Genomic DNA, 11,567 nt, shown 5'->3' on the forward strand with positions numbered 1-11,567 from the left:
TTCTTGAGGACTCGCTGAGGACCTGGTGGATATAGTTTTTCGAGAATCGAAGCTGCCGAGCATGACGCGCTCTGCACTATCGAGGCAATCGCTTCTTGCCCGGCCAATTCGAGCACTAGTCGTCGAAACACCTCTTCTACATTCATCCAAACGCGGAAACAACAAAGCCGGCACAAGGCCGGCTTTGTCAGAGAAGCATATCGTTGCACTTTGTCTAGGGAAGCATATCCTTGCGCTTGGTGCAAAAATATCCGTCCTGTCTCATGCGGTAGAAGTGCTCGCTACCGACTCATCCCGTTGGGGAGGATTGAACACCGCGCTGCATAGCAACGACTAGGTCGATGCGCGGTACGCGGTACGCTGCCTGGTCATTGCCATGTAGCGTACCGCGTCATGCATTTACAGCAGCGACTTGCCTTGCGACAGTATCTTGTCGCAGACCTGCTTCGTCACCTGCTCTTTCAGACCGCCACCGCCGCTCAGGTCGACCTGCTTGCCATTGCTGCCGCTCAGGATGCCCTGGGAGCCCTGCGTGTAGCCGCTATCCGAAGTGGACGAACCACCGGGCAGCTTGCTCATCAGCGAGTCCTTGACGGACGACGCGCTGTCGCCGCTCAGGTAGTTGTTCTTGATGCAGAACTGCAGCACGCCGGCGACGTTGCCCGTGCTGCCCGAGGTCAGCGACGACCCCGACAACGAGCTGCCGAGCCCACCGAGACTTCCAAGTCCACCAGACGACGAACTGTTCGACCCGCCCCCTGGCAGCAGATTGCCGAGTTGCGCATGCGCGGCCGAAAACGGCAGCAATGCGGCGAACAGGATTCCTGTAGCTGCGGCGCGATACGTGCGTACTTTCATACTCATCCTCCTTGGGTCGACTGAAGTTGTTTCTACTTACTATAGTGCTTTTGACACCTACGACCGGCACGGACTCATGCGGTTCAGTCGAATTGCGCGATTCGCCATCGGAAGTACATCGGTCGTCGCGCACACCGGATCCGGACATGAGACCCGCAGGCACTCATAACGCATAGACAACAGGCTATGCGAGTGAATTCGCAGGTCTGCCAGGTACCGGCAACACCAGGGCCGCGACGAACGATATTTCGTTAGCCCGCGCCGACAATTCCGTTGTCGTCGACCCGTACACGTTGACCGACGCCGAATTCAGGCGGACGCTGATAGGTCATCACACGCGTCGTGCCGTCGGCCATCCGCACGCGGACCTGGTAGTCGGTCTCGCTGCGCAGATGCTGCTCGGCCGTGTTACCCGCAAGGCCACCCGCCAGTACGCCGACGATCGTCGCCGCAGTGCGGCCGTTGCCGCGTCCGAACTGGTTGCCGAGCAGGCCACCTGCCGCCGCGCCGCCGACAGCACCGAGGCCGGTGCCATGACCTTGCTGCGTGACCGGCGTAATCGATTCGACGGTACCGACATCGCGATCGACGATCACTTGAGGCTGCGGTTGGGGCTCATAACGCGGTGCGGTATGCACGGGGCGCGACGCGACATGGACAGGCCGGCGCACCACCGGTGCGGCAGGTTGCTGGACCACAGGCTGCTGAGCCTGGACAACCGGTGCAGGCTGCACAGCGGGCGTAGCGGAAGCCGCCGCGACCTGGGCGCTTTGTTGTTGCGCCGTGGACGGTGCATCGTCGCTGTGTGCTTTCGGCAGAATGCCGGTCATCGCCGCGATGCCGACGGCGCTCGCAAGAATGACGGCGCCGGCCGCGGTTGCGACGAGCGGATGAATGCGACTGGATGACTGATTTGCGTTGTCCATCATGATCTCCGGGCGATGGCCCTTGAGTGAAGATAGAGCGCAGTGTGGATTGTAAGGAGAATGAATTCAACGGCAAGTTGTAACGGCCTGTACGCCCAATGCGCGCGTAAAGAGCCGCTGACGTGTACGCCATTTAACGTATGTCGACCGCAAAAGGGCGACAGATAAGGATCGGCAAAAATGGCCTACGCGCATTTAACATTGATGTGCACGGAACACTTTACCGATAGTTACAATCGACTTACTCAGAACGCAATGGCGAAGCGCATCAGGACGAAACCGTGGCCGCTTCGAACGACGTGTTTATCCCTTCCCGGCTGACCTCTCCCACGATCCAGTCGTTAAAGACGCGCATCGCGTGGGTCGGTGCCTTGCCCTTCTGCATGGTCAACCAGTAACTGCCCGAATCGACCTCGATATCGAACGGCTGGACGAGGCGGCCCGCGCATATCTCGTGCTCGAACATCGCGGTCGGCGCGAGCGCGACGCCGGCGCCCTGCATCGCGGCCTCGACCATCAGCCGCGATGAATCGAACACGGGGCCGCGCACCGGACGTGGAGGAATCTGTGCCGCGGCAAACCAACTGGTCCAGTCGCCGATGCGGTACGAGCGCAGCAGCGTTTCACCGGCGAGATCGCCGGGCACCTTCAGGCGCCTCGCGACTTCGGGAAGGCACAGCACCGACAGCGGCGCATCGAGCAGCTTCAGCGCGAGCGAACCGGGCCATGTACCGTCGCCGAAGCGGATCGCGAAATCGAGTCCTTCGGTGGCAAGATCGACGACGTTGTTGTTCGTCATGAGACGCAACTCGATAAACGGATGCGTGGCGCGAAATGCAGTGAGCCGCGGCATCAACCAGCCGACAGCAAACGTACCCACCACACCGACCGTCAGCACCTCATGAAAGCGGCCGTTTTCGAATTGCCGCAGCACCGCTTCCATACGATCGAATGCTTCGGTCAATACCGGACAGAGCGCGAGGCCCTCGTCGGTCATCGCGAGTCCGCGCGGCAAGCGCTTGAAGAGCGCCGTGCCGAGCCGCGCTTCTAGCATCCGGACCTGCTGGCTGATCGCGGCCTGTGTGACGCTCAGTTCGAGCGCCGCCTTGGTAAAACTCAGATGTCGCGCTGACGATTCGAACGCGCGCAGCGCGTTGAGCGGTAACTGGAGTCGCATGGGTCTGGCATTAGCTTTTCTTGTGGGTGCGTCAATTTATCATCGTTTGTCGATGGGGCGGAAACCGGCGATAGTCTGCGCTGCGACATACTCGATCAACCAGCAGCCGGTCGCCAATAACCCTGCCGTGGAGACAAATCGATGCACCTGCGACGCTTTTTGTTGAGCCTTGCCACAGCCGGACTCGCCGCTTCTTCTGTGCAGGCCAGAACGATCTGCACAGTCATGGCCGACGCCGGGTCCCAGAAAATCTTCATGCAACAAGGCGAGTGCAACGAACGCGTGACGTCCGCGTCCACCTTCAAGATCGCGATCAGCCTGATGGGTTTCGACTCGGGCTTTCTGAAAGATGCGCATACGCCGGCACTGCCGTTTCGCGAAAGCTACCCCGACTGGGGTGGTCCGGACTGGCGTCAGACTACGGACCCGACACGGTGGATCAAGTACTCGGTAGTTTGGTTCTCGCAGCAGGTCACGCAGTCTCTCGGCGCAGCGCGCGTCCAGCAATATGTCGACGCGTTCCAGTACGGCAATCGCGATCTGTCCGGTGACCCGGGCAAACATAATGGCCTCGTGCACGCGTGGGTCGATTCTTCGCTACAGATATCTCCGCTTGAGCAAGTATCGTTTCTGGAGAAGGTCGTCAACCGGCGCTTGCCCGTCAGCGCCCATGCGTATGACATGACGAACCAGATCACGGAAGTGACCCGGTTACCCGGCGGCTGGGACGTGCACGGCAAACCCGGCACCGGTTTTCCGCGCGCAGCGGACGGCACCGACGATACTGCTCATGGCTATGGCTGGTTCGTCGGGTGGGCGACGAAAGGAACGCAGACCGTCGTGTTCGCGCGCCTGACGCAGGACGAAAGGAAGGAGCCTGGTACGACCGGCATGCGGAATCGCGATGCGTTATTGAAGGAGTTGCCCCGTATCTTGAAGTCGCGTGCGGATTGAAGGATGCGGCATCAACGCGTGCTTTCGGCCAACGCGTGCGACTGAATCTTTGCCTGATTCAGCAGTGACTCGGCGGCCTGCCACGCACGCACTGCCGCAACCGGATCGTTGACTGCACGCGCCTCGACCGTCGCACCGTCGAGCAGCATCATGAAAACGTTGCCCAGTTGCTTCGCGGCATCGGGCGACACGACATCGGCGAGCAATTCGGCGATCCAGTTCGCTATCTTTTGACGGTAGCGGATCGCCACCTCCGACACTTTCGGATACGTCGTTCCGAACTCCGCCAGCGCCCGCTCGAACAGGCAGCCGGCAAACTCAGGCGTGTGAAACCACGCGCCGTACCAGTCGAAGATGGCCTTCACGCGATCAGTCGGGTCGACGAGCGGCAACACGCTCTGCTCGAGACTGCCGACGATATACGTGTAGCGCTGCTCCAGCACTTCCCTCACGAGATCGTCCTTGCCCGCGAAGTGCCGGTACAGGGTCATCCTCGCTACGCCTGAATCGTCGATGATCCAGTCGACCCCGACAGGATGAAAACCGTGCTTCGAAAAGAGCGCGGTCGCTGTATCCACGACTTGCTGGCGCTTGCTTGCGCGCATGGCTCACCTCTCTGGACAGACGTGGGGCATATTAGCATTGGGGATCAACGAGGCGGCATAGGCGTGACGACCGTGGCAAAATCATGGCGCCGCGCCTAAACCGAATACAGAAACAGACCAATACATCAACCGTGAGCGCATCAGATTCCATTGCGCCATGTCAACGCTACCGAAGCGCAGAACGGGGGACGGGAATGAATAAGGTTACGTTCGAGCAATGTGTCGAGGGCGCGTGGCGCGACGCAGCGAACTTCATCGGGAGGTACCCTCTATTCGTTGTCGCGCTCTCGGCAGGCCTCTTCTTCATTGGTGTCGCAAGGAATGAACTGCGTGGATCGCATTCGTTTTCTGTATTTCTTGCGCTCGGTGCACTGTGGTTACTCAGACTTCTGCTCATCACCGTCTCAGCCGTGCAAACACTACGACACGTATTGCTCCGCCATGAAACTGCGATCGCACGCGCATCCGCTTGCTGGAGCTATCTGAAGTACGGCGGACTGGTTTATGGCTTCGCGGCCTGCACGATGGCGCTCATGGCGGTGATCGTCATCCTCATGATCGTTGCGTTTCACATGCTCGGCATTCGCGTGCACGAGCCTGCCTCCGGCGCAGTCGTCATCTGCATCGTCGTCATGTTCGCCATATGGGTACATGTACGACTCAGTCTGCTACCCATTCATGTTGCAATCGGCATGCCGCTGCACTGGCGCGCTGCCTGGCGCGACTCGCGTGGACACTGCCTGGGCATCCTTGGAACCTATCTGGCGATCTCGCTGACACTTGCCTTCGTCGCGCTGATAGTTGGAGTGATAGCCGGAGCCGTTGCCGGAATATTCCCGGGAGCACTCGCCGAGAATCGCGGTCTCCTCACGAAGTCCATACAGGACCTGCTTTCCATTCCAGCAGTGGTGGTCGTGTCAGCCGGTTCGGCCTGGATCTATCGACGCTATGCGGCAGAGTTGCTTACGCAGTCTGGTGCTGGGTAAGCCGGCCCTGCTCCACAGGCGCCTTGGCAACTGCGCCACAAAGATAGACGCGTGCTCCAAAAAGAAAAGCCCTGACGAATCAGGGCTTTATCTGGAGGCGCGAGCCGGAGTCGAACCGGCCTACACGGCTTTGCAGGCCGCTGCATAACCGCTTTGCTATCGCGCCGTAAGCGGACTACCGAACCGTCGTCTTCACTTCAACTGCAACGGTTCGCAGATGGGTGCAATGGCCAACCGGCCGGCCAAACAAAAAGGGAAGCGTTGCTTCCCCGTATGCTTGGAGCGGGAGACGAGGCTCGAACTCGCGACCTCAACCTTGGCAAGGTTGCGCTCTACCAACTGAGCTACTCCCGCGTTTTACTGCATGTACAACAACGTTCACTCGACACGGCATGCAAACGCTGCTTCAAATCTGGAGCGGGAGACGAGGCTCGAACTCGCGACCTCAACCTTGGCAAGGTTGCGCTCTACCAACTGAGCTACTCCCGCGTTTTACTGCATGTACCCTGCTGCGCCAGACCTGCCCGCATCGGAGAAACGAGATTATGTATAAACCGCTGAAACGTGTCAAGCCCTTCGAACGCCGCGACTCAGGCGGGCCGGGCGCTTTACGCCATCACGCCATTCCGCCACGCTCGCGAATCTGCGGCCACGCGAGCTTCATGTAATACAGCATCGACCAGATCGTCAGGACCGCAGCCAGATAGATGAGCCACAGCCCCCACACGCGCGTATCGACGACAATCCCGCCGCCGAACGGCACCGGACCGTAGAACAGCAGCATCGGGATCGCAACCATCTGGCAGGCCGTCTTGAACTTGCCGAGCGAATTGACGGCCACGCTTTTCGACGCGCCGATCTGCGCCATCCACTCGCGCAAGGCCGAAATCGCAATCTCCCGGCCGACAATCACCAACGCGATTGCCGAGTCGAGTCGCGCGACCTGCACCAGCACGAGCAGCGCCGCGGTCACCATCAGTTTGTCGGCAACAGGGTCGAGGAAGGCGCCGAACGCGGACGTCTGGTTCCATTTACGGGCCAGAAAGCCATCGAACCAGTCGGTCAGCGCCGCCAGAATGAAGATCGCCGCGGCAGCCCAGTTACGGTGTAGCGGGCTCATCATCATGTCGGGCAGATAAAACACGCCTACGACAAGCGGAATCAGCACGATCCGCAGCCACGTCAGAAAGATCGGGAAATTAAACGGCATGGGCAGGCGCTGCTTCTGACAAGGGAGTTGCAATTGTGCCGCGTCGCCGGGCGTGCCACAAGCAACGTGGCCCTGACCCGGTAACGCGGCGCGGCGCGCCTCGATGAATCTGGCGAAGACGCGAAAGAATGCGGTATCAATGGAGTTGCCGGTAAATCTGCTCGGCGAGCGCGAGCGAAATGCCTTCGACGCTCGCGAGATCGTCGATGCTCGCCGCCACGACGCCACGCAACCCGCCGAACCGCGCCAGCAACCGCTGACGACGCTTCGCACCGATGCCTTCGAGCTCTTCGAGCCGCGACGTCTGGCGTGTTTTAGCACGCTTTGCGCGCATGCCCGTGATCGCGAACCGGTGTGCCTCGTCGCGAATCTGTGCGACGAGCATCAATGCCGCGCTCTCCTTACCGAGTTCAAGCGATGGCCGGCCGTCGGCGAACACCAGCGTCTCGAGCCCGACCTTGCGCCCCTCGCCCTTCGCGACACCGACCAGCATGCCGAGATCGAGACCGAGTTCGGTGAACACCTGTCGCGCGATTTCGACCTGGCCTTTGCCACCGTCGATCAATACGATGTTCGGCAGTGTGGCGCTTGGGGTGGCAGATTCGGCAGCAGTACCGACGGCTGCATCGGGGGCAACTTCGGGTTGCGGCTCAGTAGATCCAGCAGCTTCGGTCGCATCAGAAACAGCACTCGCCGCCGCTTGCGCAACCATCTTTTCGTAGCGCCGCGTCAGCACCTGACGCATCGCCGCATAGTCGTCGCCAGGCGTGATGTCGTTGATGTTGTAGCGCCGATACTCGCCCGACTGCATCTTGTGATGGTGATAGACGACGCACGACGCCTGAGTCGCCTCGCCCATCGTATGGCTGATGTCGAAACATTCGATACGTAATTGCGCGAGGTCTTCGCATTCGAGACCGAGTGTGTCGGCAAGCACACGCGTACGCGCCTGTTGCGAACCCTGCTCCGACAGCAGCCGTGCCAGCGCGAGCCGTGCGTTTTGCTCGGCCATACCGAGCCACGCGCGCTTCTGTCCTTGCGGCTGCCGCAGCACCGTAACCTTGTGGCCGGCCTGTTCGATCAGCAGATCGACGAGTTCGCGATTCGCCGGCGCGTGGCTCACCACGATGACCGGTGGCACACGATTGCCCAGGTAGTGCTGCGCAATAAAAGCTTCGAGCACTTCGGCCTCGATGCCGGTTGGCAGGCGCCTACGGCCGGTGCCGACCGGACCGTCTACGGCTTGTTTTGACGCTTCTGCTTCGTCGGTCTGGTCTGCATCGGCATCGGCGCTGCTCTCTTCTTCATCATCGCTTCGTTGCGCAGAAACTTCGTCTGCACGCGACGGCAAATCCCCAAGTTGCGATACCGCTTCGGCAACGATAGATGCATCGTCCACGAGCGGCACTTGCGCCTCGTCGTCGGCACCCGGGCCGCCCTCTTCGAGAGTCAGCACGCTCTCGACATGCGCAGGGAAATACGCCTTGTCGCCGAGATGCCGGCCGCCGCGCACCATCGCGAGATTCACGCAGACGCGGCCGCCCAGCGCGACGACCGCAAGAATATCGACGTCGCTGTCACCACCGACTTCGATCGCCTGCTGATGCAGCACAGTAGACAGCGAACTCATCTGGTTGCGCACCGCTGCCGCCTGTTCGAACTTCAGTTCGGCGGCGAACGCATGCATCTTCTGCTCGAGCTCGTTCATCACTTCGCTCTGCCGGCCGAGCAGAAAACGCGATGCGTTCGCCACATCGTGCGCGTAGTCCTCTTCGTTGATCGCGCCGACACACGGCGCCGTGCAACGGCCGATCTGATGCAGCAGGCAAGGTCGCGTGCGATTGTTGAATACCGAGTCTTCGCAGGTACGCAGTTGAAATACGCGCTGCAGGATCTGAATACTTTCGCGCACGGCCCATGCGCTCGGAAACGGCCCGAAGTACTGGTTCTTGCGATCGACGGCGCCGCGGTAGTACGCCATGCGCGGAAACGCATGCCCGGTGAGCTTCAGATACGGATACGACTTGTCGTCGCGAAAGAGGATGTTGTACCGCGGCGCGAGCGCCTTGATCAGATTGTTTTCGAGCAACAGCGCTTCGGCTTCGGAGCGCGTGACCGTCGTTTCGATGCGCGCGATGCGCGTCACCATCATCGCGATGCGCGGCGACAGCAGCGTCTTCGTGAAGTAGCTGGACACGCGCTTCTTGAGATCGCGCGCCTTGCCCACATACAGCACGGCGCCGTGCACGTCGTAATAGCGGTAGACGCCTGGCAGATGCGGCAACTGGACGAGCACCTTCTTCGCATCGAAGGGCTCGGCTGCGGCGGGTGTGCCAGAAGCGGGGGAAACGTCAGTTTGAGTCATGCGGGGTCGAAATCGGCACCGCGCGACGGCGCGCGGTGCAAGCAGATCAACGGACAGCGGTAGCTGCTTTAGAATCGTCAGTTTAGAACATTCCGCACGCGCCCGGCCGCCGGGCGCTCGCCGCCATGTCCTCCGCCTCGTCTTCCACTGCCGTTTCTTCCGTGCTCTCGACCGACACGACACACGCATCGACCGATATCGCGTGCGACATCTTTTGCGCGGTCATCGACAACTTCGGCGACATCGGCGTGTGCTGGCGTCTCGCGCGACAACTGGCCGGCGAGCATGGCTGGCAGGTGCGCATATTCGTCGACGATCTGCATGCGTTCCAGAAGCTTTGCCCTGCACTCGATACCGCGCGCGCCCGGCAAACCGTAGACGGCATCGCGATCGAACACTGGCACGAACCCACGCATGCGGGCGAGACGATCGAGGTCGCGGATGTCGTGATCGAAGCGTTCGGTTGCGAACTGCCGCCGGTGTACGTCGCCGCGATGGCACGCCGCGAACGCGCGCCGGTATGGCTGAACCTCGAGTATCTGAGCGGCGAAGACTGGGTCGCCGACTTTCATCTGCGCTCATCGCCGCATCCGCGCTATCCGCTCATCAAGACGTTTTTCTTCCCGGGCCTCGGGGCCGGTACGGGCGGCGTGCTGAAGGAGCACACGCTAGATGCCGCGCGAGCGGCGTTCGAAAACTCATCGGATACCCGCGCCGCCTGGTGGCACCACGCGACCGGCACTCCGCCGCCGGATGCCGACGCAACCGTCGTTTCGTTATTCGCCTACGAGAACCCCGCCGTCGACAGCCTGCTCGAGCAGTGGCGCGACGGCTCCGGCCAAGTCGTACTGCTGGTGCCGCAAGGCCGCATCTCGGGCGCGGTGGCGCGCTTCTTCGGCGCAACGTCGTTTGCTGCGGGCCACCACGCGTCGCGCGGCAATCTGCGCGCGCATGCGCTCGCGTTTACCGACCAACCGGGCTACGACCGGCTGCTCTGGGCCAGCGACATCAATTTCGTCCGCGGCGAGGACTCGTTCGTCCGGGCGCAGTGGGCCGCGCGACCATTTGTCTGGCACATCTATCCACAAGCCGACGATGCCCATCTGCCGAAGCTCGATGCCGCCCTCGCCCACTACGCCGCCTCCCTCCCCGGCCCAGCGGCTGCGGCGCTCAGCCGCTTCTGGCACGCCTGGAACGGTGTTGGGCAACCCGACTGGGCCGATTTCCAGCAACATCGCGCCGCCTTCGATACCCGTGCGGCCCAATGGGCGCAGGAACTGTCGGGTATCGGCGACCTCGCTGGAAATCTGGCCGAATTTGCAAAAAGTCAGTTAAAATAAGCGGTTATCCAGCGGATAGTGCTGCCCAAGCGGCGCCAGCCGTTGGCAATAAACAAAAGCAACAGCGCGCAGCAACGGCGAAAGGTCCACCCAGAAGTCCGGACCCGGCGAAGAAAATTCGTCGCGCCCCACCGGCTCCCCGGTGTGCGGCACCGTTTCAGCGTCGGCTGGTCACACGTCGAGAACAGGATTACCTGACCGCAAGAAGCGGCAAAAGCGGCAGAAATCGCGGAAGCATTGCAAGCCAACCGTATGCCGTCTCGCACAGTTGAATTCGGGCAATTTATTTCGTACAGGACAGTTTTATGAAGATCGCACAGGAACTCCGCACGGGCAACGTCGTGATGATCGGCAGCGACGCCATGGTGGTGCAAAAAGCCGAGTACAACAAATCGGGCCGTAACTCCGCCGTCGTCAAGATGAAGTTCAAGAATCTGCTGACGGGCGCAGGCATGGAAACGGTCTACAAGGCCGACGACAAGTTCGACGTCGTTCTGCTGGACCGCAAGGAAGTCACCTACTCGTACTTCGCCGACCCGATGTACGTGTTCATGGATGCCGACTACAACCAGTTCGAAGTCGAAGCCGAAATGATGGGCGACGCGCTCAACTACCTGCAGGACGGCATGGCCTGCGAAGTCGTTTTCTACAACGAAAAAGCGATCTCCGTCGAACTGCCGACCACGCTGGTCCGTGAAATCATCTACACGGAACCCGCGGTGAAGGGCGACACGTCGTCGGGCAAGGTGCTGAAAACAGCGAAGCTGAACACCGGCTACGAGCTGCAAGTGCCGCTGTTCTGCAATATCGGCGACAAGATCGAAATCGACACCCGCACGAACGAGTACCGCAGCCGCGCCTGACCGGCGGCCTGAGCGGGACCGCTCCGGGCGGTTCAACTCAGCGGTAAAAAAGAAAAAGCGCCCACGTGGGCGCTTTTTCTTTTTTGCGCGACCGTGTATGGTTGAAGCAATCTTTACCGGTCAAATTTTCTAATTTGCCTTTCTCAACCCAGTCCTGTTACCAGCGCGAATCTCAAGCAATTGATTTAGTTGAATAATTTTCAATGGCATGCTCTCTGCTTATTAGCAGGTCGATCCATACGACTTTGATTCAAAGGGTACGCCGGCCAGCAGCACGCAGCAC

At 60.6% G+C, this 11,567-nt stretch carries 10 protein-coding genes and 3 tRNA genes; 4 read left to right on the forward strand and 9 right to left on the reverse strand.

All coding sequences use genetic code 11. From position 1 onward, the window contains the following. Window positions 1-399 precede the first annotated feature (399 nt). The 3 genes from FNZ07_RS27365 to FNZ07_RS27375 all read right to left on the reverse strand — a co-directional run bounded on the left by FNZ07_RS27365 (window position 400) and on the right by FNZ07_RS27375 (window position 2,961). A complete protein-coding gene (locus FNZ07_RS27365; protein ID WP_091011602.1) occupies window positions 400-858 on the reverse strand; it encodes a DUF2501 domain-containing protein in 459 nt (152 codons plus the stop codon). Window positions 859-1,109: 251 nt separating this feature from the next. Beyond that, entirely contained in the window at window positions 1,110-1,784 is a 675-nt protein-coding gene (locus tag FNZ07_RS27370) for an outer membrane lipoprotein (RefSeq protein WP_091011601.1), read from the reverse strand. Between the two features lie 268 nt (window positions 1,785-2,052). Further along, complete coding sequence (locus FNZ07_RS27375; protein WP_091011600.1) at window positions 2,053-2,961, reverse strand: LysR family transcriptional regulator; 909 nt, start codon at window positions 2,959-2,961, stop codon at window positions 2,053-2,055. A gap of 141 nt (window positions 2,962-3,102) precedes the next feature. Here FNZ07_RS27375 and blaOXA point away from each other — a divergent pair, with 141 nt between their 5' ends. Next, window positions 3,103-3,915, forward strand: coding sequence for a class D beta-lactamase (gene blaOXA / locus FNZ07_RS27380; RefSeq protein WP_091011599.1), 813 nt, complete (start codon window positions 3,103-3,105; stop codon window positions 3,913-3,915). Between the two features lie 11 nt (window positions 3,916-3,926). On the opposite strand, the gene FNZ07_RS27385 is transcribed toward blaOXA, so the two are convergent. Further along, a complete protein-coding gene (locus FNZ07_RS27385; RefSeq protein ID WP_091011598.1) occupies window positions 3,927-4,520 on the reverse strand; it encodes a TetR/AcrR family transcriptional regulator in 594 nt (197 codons plus the stop codon). Between the two features lie 194 nt (window positions 4,521-4,714). Here FNZ07_RS27385 and FNZ07_RS27390 point away from each other — a divergent pair, with 194 nt between their 5' ends. Then, window positions 4,715-5,506, forward strand: coding sequence for a hypothetical protein (locus tag FNZ07_RS27390; protein WP_091011597.1), 792 nt, complete (start codon window positions 4,715-4,717; stop codon window positions 5,504-5,506). 92 nt (window positions 5,507-5,598) lie between these two features. Here the strand turns inward: FNZ07_RS27390 and FNZ07_RS27395 are convergent. The 5 genes from FNZ07_RS27395 to uvrC all read right to left on the reverse strand — a co-directional run bounded on the left by FNZ07_RS27395 (window position 5,599) and on the right by uvrC (window position 9,081). Then, window positions 5,599-5,672 (reverse strand) — tRNA-Cys (locus FNZ07_RS27395). Window positions 5,673-5,784: 112 nt separating this feature from the next. Continuing rightward, a tRNA-Gly gene (locus FNZ07_RS27400) sits at window positions 5,785-5,860 on the reverse strand. Between the two features lie 59 nt (window positions 5,861-5,919). Further along, window positions 5,920-5,995 (reverse strand) — tRNA-Gly (locus tag FNZ07_RS27405). A gap of 127 nt (window positions 5,996-6,122) precedes the next feature. Next, on the reverse strand, window positions 6,123-6,716 hold the full coding sequence (gene pgsA / locus FNZ07_RS27410; RefSeq protein WP_091011596.1) for a CDP-diacylglycerol--glycerol-3-phosphate 3-phosphatidyltransferase: 594 nt from the start codon (window positions 6,714-6,716) through the stop codon (window positions 6,123-6,125). A gap of 136 nt (window positions 6,717-6,852) precedes the next feature. Next, window positions 6,853-9,081 carry an excinuclease ABC subunit UvrC gene (uvrC, locus tag FNZ07_RS27415; protein WP_091011595.1) on the reverse strand — a complete coding sequence of 743 codons (2,229 nt, stop codon included), beginning with the start codon at window positions 9,079-9,081 and terminating at the stop codon, window positions 6,853-6,855. A 125-nt stretch (window positions 9,082-9,206) separates the two neighbouring features. On the opposite strand from uvrC, the gene earP reads away from it, so the two are divergent. Together earP and efp are read left to right on the forward strand one after the other, a co-directional pair. Then, window positions 9,207-10,421, forward strand: coding sequence for an elongation factor P maturation arginine rhamnosyltransferase EarP (gene earP / locus FNZ07_RS27420; RefSeq protein WP_091011594.1), 1,215 nt, complete (start codon window positions 9,207-9,209; stop codon window positions 10,419-10,421). 305 nt (window positions 10,422-10,726) lie between these two features. Continuing rightward, a complete protein-coding gene (gene efp, locus FNZ07_RS27425; RefSeq protein WP_091011593.1) occupies window positions 10,727-11,284 on the forward strand; it encodes an elongation factor P in 558 nt (185 codons plus the stop codon). The last annotated feature ends 283 nt before the right edge of the window (window positions 11,285-11,567 follow it).

The sequence above is a fragment of the Paraburkholderia megapolitana genome (assembly GCF_007556815.1).
GTDB lineage: Bacteria > Pseudomonadota > Gammaproteobacteria > Burkholderiales > Burkholderiaceae > Paraburkholderia > Paraburkholderia megapolitana.